This is a genomic window from Streptomyces sp. NPDC005485, from assembly GCF_040606085.1.
GTDB lineage: Bacteria > Actinomycetota > Actinomycetes > Streptomycetales > Streptomycetaceae > Streptomyces.
Map to the genome: position 1 here is coordinate 35819 of NZ_JBEXDZ010000012.1, position 14490 is coordinate 50308.

Below are 14490 nucleotides of genomic sequence, written 5' to 3' on the forward strand. Positions count from 1 at the left end.
GGCCCGCGCGTCGTGTTGTGGAGAGGGTCTTCGACCCGTCCGGAGTCGTCTCCGGCGCCCGCAACGCCACCCCCTTCTACGGCGACCTCCTCGGCGACTGGCGCGAGGAGATCCTCGCCGACCGACGACCACAGTGCGCTGCGCCTCTGCACCAGCACCGAGCCGACGTCGACGCGCATCTACACGCTCGCCCAGAACCCCGAGTACCGGCTCGGCCGGACCGTGCGCGGCTATCTCCAGTCGACGTACACGGACTTCTACCTCGGCACCGAGACCCGGCGCGTGCCGAAGCCGGCGATCACCACACCCCGTATCCCTGCTGAAGGAGCCGTTTCCCATGACGACCACGCGTAGAGCATTCGGAGCACTGGCCGCCGGTGCGGCCCTGGCGGCGCTCGCCCCGGTGACGGCCGCCGCCGCGAGCACCGCGTCCCGCCACCGCCGTGGACGGCTGATCGCCCACGACGACTTCTGCCACGGCCTGGGTCAGTGGGCCGTGGAACTCGAGAAGGGCGGCACTGTCACCGCATCCCACGGGACGCTGGAGGCCGACGTACCCGCCGGGGCGACCATCTGGTTCAAGCAGCGGCTCGAAGGCCCGTACGTCATCGAGTACACCGCCACGCCGGTCTCCGCGGGCGGCGTCAACGACCGGGTCTCCGACCTCAACAACTTCTGGAACGCCGTCGACGTCCGCTCCCCGGACGACCTCTTCGCCACCGCGCGCGGCGGCGTACTCGCGGAGTACGACTACCTCAAGACGTACTATTCCGGGTACGGCGCCAACACCAACACCACAACTCGGCTGCGCCGGTACGTCGGTGAGGCGGGCGTCCGACCGCTGATCTACGACTACACGCAACCGCTGCTCACGGCGAACGAGCCCAATCGCGTGCGCATCGTCTCCGACGGCCCCGCCGTCCAGTGGTGGGACAACGGTCGACTCGTGTTCGACTACAGCGATCCCGAGTCGTACACGAGCGGACACTTCGCGTTCCGGACGACCTGGAGCCACTTCCGGATCACGGACTTCCGAGTGTGGCGGCTTACCAAACGCCCCTGATCAGAACGTTATTCCAAAGTTGACCAATACTTGACGAGTGGCCTATCTCACCGCCCGTCAACCCCTTCTTACGGTCGCGTAGCTCACACCTCAAGGTGAATCATGGGCCGACGTGGCAGACGATTCGAAGAATGACAACAGATCAGTGATCGGGTCGTACGTGGCGGTGGGGGACAGCTTCACCGAAGGCGTCGGCGACCCCGGGCCCGACGGGGCGTTCGTCGGGTGGGCCGACCGGTTCGCGGTGCTTCTCGCGGACCGCCGGCCCGAGGGCGACTTCACCTACAGCAACCTTGCCGTACGCGGAAAGCTCCTCGACCAGATCGTCGGGGACCAGCTCGGGCGGGCCAAGGAGCTCTCCCCGGACCTGGTCTCCTTCTGTGCGGGCGGCAACGACATCATTCGTCCCGGCACCGACCCCGACGAGGTCGCGGAGCGCTTCGAGCGTGCGATCGCCGACCTCACCTCAGCCGTCGGCACCGTCCTGGTGACCACCGGCTTCGACACCCGCACCGTCCCGGTGCTGAAGCATCTGCGCGGCAAGATCGCCACGTACAACGGGCATGTACGTGCCATCGCCGACCGGTACGGCTGTCCGGTCCTCGACCTGTGGTCGCTCAAGACGGTCCAGGACCGCCGGGCCTGGGACGGCGACCGCCTGCACCTTTCGCCGGAGGGCCACACCCGCGTCGCGCTCCGCGCCGGCCAGGTCCTCGGTCTGGAGGTGCCCGCCGATCCGGACCAGCCGTGGCCCCCGCTGCCGCCGCGCGGCACGCTGGAGGTCCGGCGCGACGACATCCACTGGGCACGCGAGTACCTCGTCCCGTGGATCGGGCGGCGGTTGCGCGGCGAGTCCTCCGGGGACCACGTGGCGGCGAAGGGCACGCTGTCGCCGGACGACATCAAGATGCGCATCGAGGCGGTGGCCTGAGCCTCCGGGACCGCCGGGACCGCTGGGGCGCCGAGGTGATCCGGCGGTCCCGGCGCTCGCGTGTGCGCCGTACGAGCTGGGCTGAACCAAGGGGTCCGCGGGCCAGGGGTGCGACGGCGCCTCAGCGCGATGTCGCGGGCACCGCTGCCGTGGGCGTAGCCGTCAACGCCTCGCGGGGGACCCCCAGTTCCCGTGCGAGCGCCTCGTCGACCCACTCCTGGGTCCGGGCCCGCGACACCGCCCCCGGGTACGCCGTCATTTGCACCGCCAGCCCGTCCAGCAGCGCCGTGAGCCGCAGCGCCGCCATGGCGGGATCCGGGCAGGGGAACTCGCCGGCGGCGACGCCCTCCTCGATGACCTCGGCGATCGCGGCCTTCCACTGCCGGTCGAGATCGCGGGTGACGTCGCGAAGTACGGGCTCGCGCAGCGCCACCGCCCAGCCCTCGATCCACAGCCGCCACCCCTTGGCCTGCCCGGTCGGCGCGTACCAGCGCACGGCCGCCCGCAGCCGCCGCAGCGCCGTCGTCCGGCGGCCGAGCAGCTTGCGCAGATGGGCGAGGTCGTCCTCGGCGGCGTAGGTGAACGCGGCGGCGACCAGCTTCTCCTTGGTGGAGAAGTGGTACAGCACCAGCGCGTTGCTGACCCCGAGTGCCGAGGCCACGTCGGCGATTCGCACCGCCGCCACGCCCCGCGCCTCGATCTGCCCAATCGCGGCTCGCAGCAACTCCTCGCGCCGCTCCGCCACACTCAACCGCACTCTCGCCACCCGGCAACCCTAATCCCTTGCCAAGGGCAGCGCTGCCGACCCCCTTGACGCCGGTCGGGCGCCCCGGGGGCACCCGCGTGCGGTCAGTCGACGAACTGGTAGTCGGCCGTGATGCGACCGTCCTCGTCGAGCACGAGGAACTCCAGGCCGCCGCCGGTCACTTGTCCCTCCTGCGTGTGGAAGGACTCCCAGCGGAACGTGATGACGTCACGCACCTGTCGGGCGGCCTCCTGGATCCGGAAGACGTAGGTCCCCGGGGCGACGAACTCCTCGTAGGCGCGCGTCACGCGCGCGTGCAGCTCTTCGTGGCCCCGGGCTTCCAGTGCCGCGGTGGTGAAGCCGAGACCCACCGCCGTGTCATGCATCTCCTGGGGAGGCCGCAGGGCGTGCAGACCGTCCGCTGCCCAGAGTTCGTGGACGGTCTTGCGGCGGATCTCCGGGTCGGGTTCGTTCCAGACGCCGATGTAGCGCTCGATCAGGTCCTGTGCGTCGATGGCAGGCATGGGGCGGGCTCCTCGGCGGTCGGACGGCGCGGCGGGGTGTTCTTGTGGTCCGCGGTGCCGTGCGTGTTGCTTGCGCGTTCCTTTGCGCGTTCCTTGCGCCATCGACTCTGCTTCACCCCGGTCCGTGCCTCAATTCCCCGCAGGGAATGACCGATCCGGTGCCCCCGTTGCCGGTCGGGACCGCCCACGCCCCGTCACCTGTACCACCGGAACCGTTCCGCGATCAGCGGCAGCCGGTCGGCGACGATGGCGTGCGCGGCGGCCCTCGGCGTCGTCCCGTCGGCTTCCGCGCGGGCCAGCATCTGGTCGACGAGGGCGCGCATCGAGCGGCGTGTGTACGTGAACGCCTCGTCCGCGTCCGCACCGATGTCGCCGAACAGCGTCCACCACCACCAGGCGTTCGTCCCGGAGTTGACCACGACGTCCGGCAGGACGGTGATTCCGCGCGCTGCCAGCAACTGTTCCGCCTCCGGCAGTACGGGCATGTTGGCCGCCTCGACGATCCAACGGGCCGTGATCCGCCGCTGGTTCACGGTGTCGATCGCGTACGAGACTGCAGCGGGCACCAGTACCTCGGCGTCGTCGGTGAACAGCCATGCGTCGCCGGGCAGTTCACGGTCGGCCGGGCGCAGCGCAGAACGGTCGACCGTCCCGTAGGCGTCCCGCGCGGCGAGCAGCGTCTCGATGTCGAGGCCCTCGGGGTTGGCGATCGTGCCTTTGACGTCGGCGACGGCCACGACCGCGAGGCCGGCCCGTGCGAGAAACCGTGCCGTCGCCCCGCCCATGGTGCCCAGGCCCTGTACGGCGACCCGTGTCCCGGAGTGGGGCACCCCGGCCCGGTCCAGCGCCGCGAGCACCGACTCGGCGACACCGCAGCCGCCGACCAGCTCGTCGAGCCCGATTCCGTCCACGTCGACGGCGAACGCGTCCGTCAGGCGCTGCCGGGCCGTCGGCTCGTCGTCGAGCAGCGGGTACACCGCCTGGATGGACGAGACGAGGCCCGCCTCCTCGGCGGCGCGGTCGACGAGATCCTGGGTGAGGCCGAGGTCCTCGCCGGTGGTCCACAGGGTCTCGATGTACGGCCGTACAGCGCGCAGATATCGCACCAGCAGGCCGTACGCCTCCGGGGCCCGGGGATCGCAGTCGATGCCACCCTTGGCGCCGCCCAGGGGGATGTAGCGGCCCTCGGGGTTGTAGTGCAGGGCCTCCTTCATCGTCATGCCCCGGGCCAGGCCGGTGACCTCTTCCAGCGTGCAGCCGTCCCGCATTCGCAGACCGCCGCTCGACACACCCCGTACGAGCCGGTCGACGACGAGAAAGCCCTCCCGACCGGTGACGTGGTCGGTCCACGTGAGGGACATCAGGGGGGCGGTCACGAGCTCTCCTCAGGTGCGGCGATCGGGGTGGGGTCGGGGGCAGGGCTTCGGTGGGGGCGGAGCGGCAGGTGAGGTGCCATGGTGCCGTTACTGAACCGTCAGTCAGTATCGGAAGGTGTGTGCGGTGCTGTCAACGAAGTGGGGCCCTCGCCAGTGGGGGCGCCCCGGGGAGAGCGGTCCGGGGTCGCACGCCCGGCGGCATGCGGTGGGTCGCGAGGACCTTTCCGTATGTCCGCTTCGAATGCCACTCCATGATGCGGAAGAAGTACGCCCGGTGCGGGGTTAGGGGAATACGGGCCATGGACCCCCGACGGATGTGACATCGGGTTCCTGGATCATGGGCCGTGCCTCCGTTCGCGGAGACATCACCCTGTGACGCGCTGGACTCGGCGCTGTCGGAGGGGGCGACCATAATGAAATGTGTCCGACCCAGACATGTGTCGGACCGACTCCACCAGGAGGTGCCGTGACCGGTTTCCGTACCCTGAGCTCCGGGCTCCGCGCGCTGCAGCCCGCCGCCTTCGGCGCGGATCCGAGCGGTGCGCGCCTGGAGCGCATCCGGAGATCCCCGAATTTCGCGGACGGTGTCTTCGTCAACCCGCAGGGCGCCCGGATCCGGCCCGACGGTTCCATGATCGAGTTCGCCAAGGTGTTCTTCCGCAAGGAGGAGCGTGTCCACCGCAGCCCGTCGGGCACGGTGCCGGTCCACCCGACGACGTTCGCGGACCTCGCCAAGCCCGCGCCGAGCGGGCTGCGGGTCACCTGGATGGGGCACTCCAGCGTGCTCGCCGAGATCGACGGGCACCGCGTGCTCTTCGACCCGGTCTGGGGAGAGCGCTGCTCTCCGTTCGACTTCGTCGGACCCAAGCGGCTGCACCCGGTGCCGCTGCCGCTGGCCGCGCTCGGCCCGGTCGACGTCGTCGTGATCTCCCACGACCACTACGACCACCTCGACCTGCCCACCATCAAGGCCCTGGCCGACACCGACACGGTGTTCGCGGTGCCCCTCGGCGTCGGTGCCCACCTGGAGCACTGGGGAGTGTCGCCGGACCGCCTGCGCGAGCTGGACTGGAACGAGACGACGAAGATCGCAGGGCTCTCCCTGACGGCGACGCCCGCCCGCCACTTCTGCGGCCGGGGTCTGCGCAACACCCAGCACACCCTGTGGGCCTCCTGGGTGGTCGCGGGTGACGAGCACCGGATCTACCACAGCGGCGACACCGGCTACTTCGACGGCTTCAAGGATATCGGCGCGGAGCACGGCCCGTTCGACGCCACGATGATCCAGATCGGCGCGTACAGCGACTTCTGGCCCGACATCCACATGACGCCCGAGGAGGGCATGCGCGCTCACCTGGACCTCCAGGGCGGGCAGCCCACCGGCGTGATGATGCCGATCCACTGGGCGACCTTCAACCTGGCCACGCACCCGTGGGCGGAGCCCGGCGAGGGCACCATCGCGGCCGCACGGGCGACCGGGGCGCGCATCGCACTGCCCCGTCCCGGCGAGCCCTTCGAACCCACGGCCGAGAACGTTCCCGCCGAGCCCTGGTGGCGCGGTGTGGCCCTCACCCCGAAGGGCGGGTGGCCGGCCCTCGACTCGGCCGTGGTCGACACGCCGGGTGATGTCCCGGCCGAGGCAGTGGCGGGCACCGGGGAGCCGGAGGCCGTTCCCGCCGGGTGAGTGCGGGGCAGAACAGGCGGACGGCGAGGGCCGAGGAGCACAGTGCTCCTCGGCCCTCGCCGTCTGTTCGTGACCGCTTCTGACCAGCCGTGATCAGTTCATTGCCGCAGGGGAACGTCTGTCCGAGGCGATTATCGGTCCCTCGTGCGAAGACTCATACCAGAGCGGCACGCTCTTCGTAGGAGTTTGTCAACTGCCCACCGCACATGATGCCTTGCCGACTACTGTCAGTTGCTGTCGGGCGACGCAGAGCCGTTTTTTTCGGTTCTCTCGACCGGCGCCGCGATGGCGCATGCCCGAGTCGCGCAGACCCGCGGGAGCCCCCATGCCCCCGACGCACCAGTACGAGGACACCGATGTCTCACCTTCGCGCACCGGCCGCACGCGCAGACCGCCGTGAGGGCGGGCGGCACGGACGACCGGTCGCCCGCGCCGTTCCCTCGCTGCCCGAGACCCACATACGCCCCCAACTGCTGCGGCTCGCGATCCTGCCCCCCACCGCGGTGGCCCTCAGCGCGTGCGCGGCCGTGCTCTTCACCGTCCGGTCCACCGGCGCGCCGCCCAGCCTCACCCTGTGGGCCGTGCTCGCCGGAGCCATGGGCGTGGCGCTGACCGGCATCCTGATCGCCGCCGTGGCCGCGGACCGCGCCGCCAAGTCCGTACGGGAGCGGGTCGGCGCGCTGCGCCGCGGCAGTGCGCGTTCCGAGGCCGACCTGCGCACCCTCGTCGAGGCGCTGCGCCACGGTGAGAGCCCGCCCAACCGCAAGGCGCGCCGCCAACCCCCCACGGACGCGGATGACTTCGAACTGCTCGCCGCCGACATGGCGCGTGCCCACGACGGCGCCGTCACCGCGGTCGTCCAGGCCGCACAGCTCTCCAGCTACGCGGGCAGCGAGCAGAAGGTCGAGGTCTTCGTCAACCTCGCCCGGCGGCTGCAGTCCCTAGTGCATCGGGAGATCTCGATCCTCGACGAGCTGGAGAACGAGATCGAGGACCCTGACCTGCTCAAGGGCCTCTTCCACGTCGACCACCTCGCCACCCGCATCCGCCGCCACGCCGAGAACCTCGCCGTCCTCGGCGGCGCCGTCTCCCGCCGCCAGTGGAGCAACCCGGTCTCCATGACCGAGGTGCTGCGGTCCGCGATCGCCGAGGTCGAGCAGTACTCGCGCGTCAAGCTGGTGCCCCCGATCGACGGCACCCTGCGCGGGCACGCCGTCGCCGACGTCATCCACCTGCTGGCCGAACTCGTCGAGAACGCCACGGTGTTCTCCGCCCCGCACACCCAGGTGCTGCTGCGGGCCAACCTCGTGACGTCCGGGCTCGCCGTCGAGGTCGAGGACCGGGGCCTGGGCATGCCCGTCGGCGAGCAGAACAAGATGAACGCGCTGCTGGCCGACCCCGACCAGGTCAACGTCGCCAGCCTGCTGCAGGACGGCCGCATCGGTCTCTTCGTGGTCTCCCAGCTCGCCAGGCGGCACGGCATCCACGTCCGGCTCCAGACGAACATCTACGGCGGAGTCCAGGCCGTACTCGTGGTCCCGCAGGCACTGTTGGGCACTGAATCCGCAGAGCCGGGGGTTATGGGGGACGTACCGTCCGCGCAGCCGCTCGAAGCCGGTGGCACGCGGCGTCCGCCGTCGAGAGAACAGGTCGACCGGAGAACGCCGGGTTCCGAGGTCCCGCCGACGGCCGGTGCGGGGCCTGAGCGCGGGGCCGTGCGCGCCGTGCCGCGGCAGACGCCGCATGGTCAGAGGCCACCTGACCGGATGCAACAAGGTCGGACGCCGATTGACCGGACGCCACAAGGTCGGACACCACAGGACCCGCTGCCGCCCGATCAAGGACCACGTGACCGGGCGCCGGCCGGGAGCGGTGGCGCCCCGGCGCCGCTTCCCGTGCGTGGCGCGCACCTGGGGCGGCCCAACCCGGCGGAGGCCGTCCCCGGCATCCGCCCCGGTGACCGGCCCACGGTGACGGGCAACGCGACCGCGCCGCCCACCCCGCGCAACAGTGCTGTCCGCGGCACCATGGGCAAGCCCCAACTGCCCCGGCGGCGCGCCCAGGAGCACATCGCCCCGCAACTGCGCGAAGGGCCCACTCCCCGCCAGGACTCGGATGAGGTCGCCGGCCACGACCCGGGCCTGATGGCCGCCTTCCAACGAGGCATCGGGCTCGCCGAGGCGCAGTACCTGGAATCCGCCCGCGTGGAGAGCACGCTCATGGATGCGCGGCCGATGGATGTGGCACCCATGGGGGGAGCCGCCATGGACGCGTCGCCCATGGGGAGCGCCCACATGGGGGACGCCCACGTGGGGCGCTCGCACATGGGCGAATCGCCCATGGACGGGCTGCCCATGGATGACCTGCCCATGGATGTGTCGCGCATCGACGGATCGCATGTGGATGTGTCGCAGGCGGACGGGCTGCATGTGGACGGGCTGCACGCAGACGGGCCGCACGTGGGCGGCCCCTCCGCGGCCGAGTCGCCGGTGGAGGCATCACCCATGGGCGCGGCGCACATAGCCGACGCGCACACGGCGCACGCGCCCACTCCACACGCGCCCGGCCCACACGCGCCAGCCCCGCACGAAGCGCTGGGGAGGCGCGAATCCACCCCTGCGCCCGGACACGACCTCACTGCCCGGCAGGACGGGAGCACACCGGCCGGATGATCACCCCCCACCCCACGCGTACCCCCACCCCTTCCGCTCCCGCAGACATTCGTACCTCAAGGAGTCGATCCACCATGGCGAGCGATGTGCCGACGGGCCATGTATCCGATCTCGACTGGCTGATGAGCGGCCTCGTACAGCGCGTGCCGCACACCACGAGCGCCGTACTCCTCTCCTGCGACGGACTCGTGAAGTCGGTCCACGGCCTCGACACGGACAGCGCCGACCACATGGCGGCGCTGGCCTCCGGCCTCTACTCCCTCGGCCGCAGCGCGGGCATCCGCTTCGGGGACGGCGGCGACGTGCGCCAGGTCGTCGTCGAACTCGACTCGATGCTGCTGTTCGTCTCCACCGCCGGCTCCGGCACCTGTCTCGCCGTGCTCGCGGGCCGCGAGGCCGACGCGGCGGTGCTCGGCTACGAGATGGCGATGCTGGTCAAGAGCGTCCGGCCGTATCTGATGACCGCGCCCCGGCAGCACGCCGTCGAACCCTCGGCGATGAGGCCTTGAGCGTGGCCGCGGCCGGCGACGGGCCCTGGCTCGACGATGCGGCGGGGCGCCTGGTGCGCCCGTACACCGTCAGCAACGGCCGGACCCGGCCGACGACCGCGCTCGATCTCCTGTCGCAGGTCATGGCGACCGGAGCCACCCCCCTCGGCTACCTCGGCCCCGAGCACACCCAGGCGCTCGACCTGTGCCGCGCGCCCGTCTCGGTCGCCGAGATAGCCGCACACCTGAAACTGCCCGCGGTGGTCACCAAGGTGCTGCTGTCCGACCTCGTCGACTGCGGGGCGCTGACCACGAAGCCCCCCACATTCGATCACAACCCCACTGACCGGTCTCTTCTGGAGGCAGTGCTCGATGGACTACGACGACAGCTCTGACCCCTTCCCCACCGCCTTGAAGATCCTGGTGGCGGGAGGGTTCGGGGTCGGCAAGACGACCTTCGTCGGCGCGGTGAGCGAGATCGCGCCGCTCAGTACGGAGGAGCTGCTCACCACGGTCAGCGCAGCGACCGACAATCTCGACGGCATCGAGAACAAGGTCGAGACGACCGTGGCGATGGACTTCGGCCGCATCACCCTCGATCCGCAACATGTGTTGTACCTGTTCGGCACACCCGGGCAGGAGCGGTTCTGGTTCATGTGGGACGAGCTGTCCGAGGGGGCGCTCGGTGCGGTGATCCTCGCCGACACACGGCGCCTCGAGGACTGCTTCGCCGCCGTCGACTTCTTCGAGCAGCGCGGCCTCGGATTCATCGTGGCGATCAACGAGTTCGACGGCTCGTACCGCTACGACCCCGACGAGGTGCGCACCGCCATCGACCTCGATCCCGGCATCCCCATCGTGCGCTGCGACGCCCGGATCTCCAGCTCGGGCGTACAGACCCTGCTCACCCTGGTCCGCCATCTCATCGCCCACGCGCCGACGCACGCCCCGAGCCACGGCGCCCACACATGACCCGTTTCCCGAGCCACGGAGCCGCCGCATGAGCTACGACCCGCCGCGTCCCCCCGGTCGACTGCTGCTGACCCCGGAGGACAAGGACGCCCCCGCCCGGGTACGGCGGCTGCGCGGACTGGGGCTGGGGGAGCGGGCGGAGCCGGCCTTCGACGCCTTCGCGGACCGGCTGGCGGAGGTCGCGGCGGTGCCGTACTCGATGGTCAACTTCATCGACGAGGAACGACAGTTCTTCGCGGGCCTGCACACCCCGTACGGGACCGGCGAGGGACTCAGGCCGGTGACGCCCTCGGCGGACGGAGTGGAGTATGGGGTCGGGCGCCATATGGCCCGCGAATATGGGTTCTGCCCCCATGTGGTCGTCCGACGCAGGGCGTTGGCCCTTGAGGACGTCCGCGACTACCCGCGGTTTGCGGGCAATCCGGTCGTCGACGAGTTCGGCATCCGTTCCTATCTGGGCGCACCACTCATCGACGGCACGGGAACGGTGCTCGGCACGGTGTGCGTCGTCGACGTGGAGCCGCGGCCGTGGGGGAGGGCCGGCCTGGAGACCATCAAGTCGTCGGCGGCGGAGCTGGTGGCCAGGCTGGAGCGACGGGAGGCCGACGGACTCCCGCTGCTGTGAGACGACCCCGGTCGCCAGCCGACCGGTCTAGGGGGTGTTTTGAAAGTCCCGCACAGCACCCACGGCGCCCGGCACGCACCCTCGCCGCACCGGCCGAAGCCCCAAGTACGTCCAGTACGAGGGCCTTCGCCCGGCACGCCGAGGGCACGCACCGAACACCGCGGGCACCGCACAGGACTTTCAAAACACCCCCTAGTACCGCCGTACTCTTGCTTCGTGGGACGAACCAGTGACGCCAGGCAGAAGATCCTCGGTGCCGCACGCTCGCTCATCGAGGCGCGCGGCTACACGGCCCTGGGTGTCGCCGAGATCTGCAAGGCGGCCGGGGTGCCGAAGGGCAGCTTCTACTACTTCTTCGAGTCGAAGGAGGCCCTCGCGCTCACCGTCGTCGACGAGCACTGGGCGGCCCAGCAGCGCGACTGGGCACGAATCCTGGGCGGCGCCGCGCAGCCGCTGCGGCGGCTCTTCGAGGAGACGGAGGCCGGCCAGCGCGCCGGCCAGGAGGGGTGCGGCACCGTGTCGGGCTGTCTGTTCGGGAACCTCACCCTGGAGCTGAGCAACCAGACCGAGGCGGTCCGCGGGCGACTGCAGGAGATCTTCGACGCGCAGGTCGACATGGTCGAGGCGGTCGTCGCGGAGGCCCAGGGCCGCGGCGACGTGAGCGTGACCGACACCCGGGAAGCGGCGCGGGCGGTGGTGGCCCAGCTCGAGGGTCAGGTGATGTTCGCCAAGCTGTACAACAACACCAGCAGACTGAGCCCGCTGTGGCAGAACTGCCGGGCCCTGCTCGGCGCCACCGGCTCCTAGAAACCGCGCCACACGTTGTCGAACGCGGCGTCCTCGATCACCTTCCGTTGGCGCACCGCCTCCAGCTCCTGCACCGCGTCCCCCACGGCGGCCAGCACGGTCGCGGCCGTGCCGCCCGCGAGGTCCTCGGCGCCGTCGGCCGGCTGGTCGTGGAACCCGGCGGCGGCCGCCAGTGCGGTGAGAACGGGCTCGCCCGCCGTCCATCGCTCTTCGGCCTCGCGCCGGGCCGCCGAGTCGACCAGCTCCGTCCGCCCGGTCCGCAGCGGAATCCGGCGTCCTCGCGCCCGGGTCGTCAGTCCGATCCGCTCCAGATCGTCGACATAGGCCGCGGACAGCCCGCGGCCCCGGCGCCACAGCCAGTCCTCGATCGACTCGTACGGCTCCTGCCGTACGAGTGCCGCCGCGGCCTCGTCCAACAGGCGGTCGCCCGTGGGCGAGGGGGCGCTGGGCAGGATGCGGTCGTCGTCCAGGACGAGGGCCCGGGCCTCGATCAGGTCGAACACCTCGGCCCCCGCCAGCGCGAGTGACAGGTTGCCCTGTTCCACCGGCTTGGCGGATGCCGTGTCCAGGGCGACGATCGCGAGGTCCCGTGCGGTGGTCATGAGCGGCTCCACGTCAGTTGGCCGAGTGCGGGGCGAGCGCGTCGGGGCCGGCCGTTGCGGGCCGGGCGTCCTGCGTCGATTCTCGCTGCCGCGGTGTGGCCGTGTGTCGTACTACGACCAGGTGGTGCGGGAATCCGATCCGCAGCACGGCGGCGGCCGCGGCCGCGGCGAGGACCACGAGGGCGGCCGCCGGCAGGGCTTGACGGTAGCCGTGGTGCAGCAGCGGGGCGACGGCCACCGGGCCCAGGATCTGGCCGACCGAGTATCCGGCGGTCAGCAGGGTGACCGAGCGGGGGAAACGCAGGTGTGCGCCGGTGGCCAGAGTGATCATGCTGACACCCAGGAACGTGCCGCCGAACAGCACCGCCGAGATGAGCGCGGCAGCCGGTCCCCCGATCAGGGCGGGCAGTGCGATGCCGGCCGCCTGGACCACCAGCGCGGCGAGCAGAAGTCCGGGGCGGGACCAGCGGCGTCCCAGCCGCGCCCACAGCGCCGGGGACGGCACGGCGGCCAGCCCCACCAGCACCCACGCGCCGACGCCGACCCAGCCGGGGGACTGCTGGCCGATCGCGGCGACCAGGAAGGTTCCGGCGACGATGTAGCCGATGCCCTCCAGGAAGTAGCTCGCGAACAGCGCACCGAACCAGCGGTGGGTGCGGGGCGCCGTGCTCTCGGACTTCTCGCCGCTCACGGAGGCAGCCGCCTCAGGGCGCAGGTTCCACGAGCCGGCGGTGAGCAGGACGGTCAGCGCGGCCGAGGCCCACCAGGCTCCCCGCCAGTCCGCGACGGAACGCAGGCCCAGGAGCAGGAGACCGGACAGGGCGATGCCGGCGCCCACGCCGCCGATGGCCCAGCCGGGCAGCTGCGGCGGGTGTCCGCGCAGGTGGTGCAGGAGGGAGCCGGCCGCGACGACGAAGACCAGGGCGCTCGCCGCCCCGGCCACCAGCCGCAGCACGCCCCACATGGCGGCGCTGTGCGTGAGGGGCATCGCGGCGAGCGTCGCGGTCAGCATGAGCAGCGAGCCGCGCAGGACGGTGCGGGAACGGACCAGCGCGGGGGCCAGGATGCCCGCGAGTGCTCCGACGAGGTAGCCGACGTAGTTGGCCGTCGCCAGATTCGCGCCCGAGCCGGCGGACAGCCCGGCCTGGGTGTGCATGAGCGGCAGGATCGGGGTGTAGACGAAGCGGCCGACCCCCATGCCCGCGGCGAGTGCCGCGGCGGCCTGGGCGACATGGATCCAGGGGGATGTGGTCGGCAGGGCTGTGGTCCGGAGGGTTGCGCTCCGTAGGTTTGCGGTCCGTAGGTTTGCGGTCCGAGGGGAAGGGTCGCTCATCGCGCGTCGTCGCCCCGACCCGGATCGTTGGGGTGGGACTCCAGCGGGGTGACGGTGAGCGTCATCCACGGGCGCAGCGGCAGTGTGCCGAGCACCTTCTCGTGGAGCTCCTCCTCATCGGCGGCCCGCCACACGCCGATGCTGCGCAACTCGCCCACGGGGCGCCACAGTCGGCCCAGATTTCCGGTGGCGGCCAGCTCCCCGGCGCGCACGGCCTCGGCGGCCCGCCGCCGGTCGACCTCGTCCTGGCTGGTGCCCTCGGGGACGGTGGTGGTGATCTCGACCAGGAACTCTCGCATGATCTCTCTCCGATACTCGGCGGTATTCACTCGGTGCGGTTCACTCGCTGGGGTTCACTTGGTGCCGTTCACGCGGCACCGTTCGCTCAGTGCCGTTGGAAGTCCCGCTGCGGCCTCATCGTGCGCCTGCCACCAGCACCGATGCCACGACCGGCTTCCTCGCTGCTGAGAGGCACAGCCTCCCAGCGCGCGTAGCATGGCGCGCGTGGAACTGCGCCAGCTGCGGTACTTCGTCGCGGTCGCCGAAGAACTGAACTTCGGCCGGGCCGCCGAGCGGCTTCTGATCGCGGGCCCCTCGCTCTCCCAGCAGATCAACTCCACGGCAAGCCGGGATCGTCGGCCGGGCAAGCGGGGCAAGAAGTGGTCTGC

At 71.1% G+C, this 14490-nt stretch carries 16 protein-coding genes and 1 pseudogene; 11 read left to right on the forward strand and 6 right to left on the reverse strand.

The genetic code is table 11. The features are described 5' to 3' along the window. Positions 1-12: 12 nt before the first annotated feature. From ABZS97_RS06860 to ABZS97_RS06870, 3 genes are all read left to right on the forward strand, one after another. Positions 13-354: a hypothetical protein gene (locus tag ABZS97_RS06860; RefSeq protein WP_356134401.1), complete on the forward strand. Its 342-nt coding sequence runs from the start codon at positions 13-15 to the stop codon at positions 352-354. Then, a complete protein-coding gene (locus ABZS97_RS06865; protein ID WP_356134403.1) occupies positions 338-1063 on the forward strand; it encodes a DUF6250 domain-containing protein in 726 nt (241 codons plus the stop codon). The genes ABZS97_RS06860 and ABZS97_RS06865 overlap by 17 nt, the downstream gene beginning before the upstream one ends. 145 nt (positions 1064-1208) lie before the next feature. Beyond that, entirely contained in the window at positions 1209-1994 is a 786-nt protein-coding gene (locus ABZS97_RS06870; protein WP_356134525.1) for an SGNH/GDSL hydrolase family protein, read from the forward strand. A gap of 121 nt (positions 1995-2115) precedes the next feature. Here ABZS97_RS06870 and ABZS97_RS06875 read toward each other — a convergent pair whose 3' ends face one another. The 3 genes from ABZS97_RS06875 to ABZS97_RS06885 all read right to left on the reverse strand — a co-directional run bounded on the left by ABZS97_RS06875 (position 2116) and on the right by ABZS97_RS06885 (position 4639). Then, complete coding sequence (locus ABZS97_RS06875) at positions 2116-2760, reverse strand: TetR family transcriptional regulator C-terminal domain-containing protein (protein ID WP_356134405.1); 645 nt, start codon at positions 2758-2760, stop codon at positions 2116-2118. An 83-nt stretch (positions 2761-2843) separates the two neighbouring features. After that, positions 2844-3263 (reverse strand): hypothetical protein, encoded by a 420-nt coding sequence (locus ABZS97_RS06880; protein ID WP_356134407.1) that lies wholly within the window; start codon positions 3261-3263, stop codon positions 2844-2846. A gap of 194 nt (positions 3264-3457) precedes the next feature. Then, on the reverse strand, positions 3458-4639 hold the full coding sequence (locus tag ABZS97_RS06885; RefSeq protein WP_356134409.1) for a Glu/Leu/Phe/Val dehydrogenase dimerization domain-containing protein: 1182 nt from the start codon (positions 4637-4639) through the stop codon (positions 3458-3460). 466 nt (positions 4640-5105) lie between these two features. On the opposite strand from ABZS97_RS06885, the gene ABZS97_RS06890 reads away from it, so the two are divergent. The 7 genes from ABZS97_RS06890 (at position 5106) to ABZS97_RS06920 (ending at position 11887) form a co-directional block, all read left to right on the forward strand. Then, a complete protein-coding gene (locus ABZS97_RS06890) occupies positions 5106-6323 on the forward strand; it encodes an MBL fold metallo-hydrolase (protein ID WP_356134411.1) in 1218 nt (405 codons plus the stop codon). Positions 6324-6679: 356 nt separating this feature from the next. Continuing rightward, entirely contained in the window at positions 6680-8995 is a 2316-nt protein-coding gene (locus ABZS97_RS06895) for an ATP-binding protein (protein WP_356134413.1), read from the forward strand. A 74-nt stretch (positions 8996-9069) separates the two neighbouring features. Next, the gene (locus ABZS97_RS06900) at positions 9070-9504 is read left to right on the forward strand and encodes a roadblock/LC7 domain-containing protein (protein WP_356134415.1); all 435 of its coding nucleotides are present in this window, start codon (positions 9070-9072) and stop codon (positions 9502-9504) included. A 2-nt stretch (positions 9505-9506) separates the two neighbouring features. Next, the gene (locus tag ABZS97_RS06905) at positions 9507-9878 is read left to right on the forward strand and encodes a DUF742 domain-containing protein (RefSeq protein ID WP_356134417.1); all 372 of its coding nucleotides are present in this window, start codon (positions 9507-9509) and stop codon (positions 9876-9878) included. Next, positions 9856-10455: an ATP/GTP-binding protein gene (locus ABZS97_RS06910; protein ID WP_356134419.1), complete on the forward strand. Its 600-nt coding sequence runs from the start codon at positions 9856-9858 to the stop codon at positions 10453-10455. The genes ABZS97_RS06905 and ABZS97_RS06910 overlap by 23 nt, the downstream gene beginning before the upstream one ends. A 28-nt stretch (positions 10456-10483) precedes the next feature. After that, positions 10484-11080 (forward strand): GAF domain-containing protein, encoded by a 597-nt coding sequence (locus ABZS97_RS06915; RefSeq protein WP_356134421.1) that lies wholly within the window; start codon positions 10484-10486, stop codon positions 11078-11080. A 216-nt stretch (positions 11081-11296) separates the two neighbouring features. Next, positions 11297-11887 (forward strand): TetR/AcrR family transcriptional regulator, encoded by a 591-nt coding sequence (locus ABZS97_RS06920; protein ID WP_356134423.1) that lies wholly within the window; start codon positions 11297-11299, stop codon positions 11885-11887. On the opposite strand, the gene ABZS97_RS06925 is transcribed toward ABZS97_RS06920, so the two are convergent. From ABZS97_RS06925 to ABZS97_RS06935, 3 genes are all read right to left on the reverse strand, one after another. Continuing rightward, on the reverse strand, positions 11884-12489 hold the full coding sequence (locus ABZS97_RS06925; protein WP_356134425.1) for a GPP34 family phosphoprotein: 606 nt from the start codon (positions 12487-12489) through the stop codon (positions 11884-11886). The genes ABZS97_RS06920 and ABZS97_RS06925 overlap by 4 nt on opposite strands. Before the next feature lie 13 nt (positions 12490-12502). Further along, complete coding sequence (locus ABZS97_RS06930) at positions 12503-13687, reverse strand: YbfB/YjiJ family MFS transporter (protein WP_356134427.1); 1185 nt, start codon at positions 13685-13687, stop codon at positions 12503-12505. 131 nt (positions 13688-13818) lie between these two features. Beyond that, the gene (locus ABZS97_RS06935) at positions 13819-14121 is read right to left on the reverse strand and encodes a muconolactone Delta-isomerase family protein (RefSeq protein ID WP_356134429.1); all 303 of its coding nucleotides are present in this window, start codon (positions 14119-14121) and stop codon (positions 13819-13821) included. Between the two features lie 196 nt (positions 14122-14317). Here ABZS97_RS06935 and ABZS97_RS06940 point away from each other — a divergent pair. Further along, positions 14318-14440: pseudogene (locus tag ABZS97_RS06940) on the forward strand (LysR family transcriptional regulator); the annotation flags it as partial. Positions 14441-14490 lie beyond the last annotated feature (50 nt).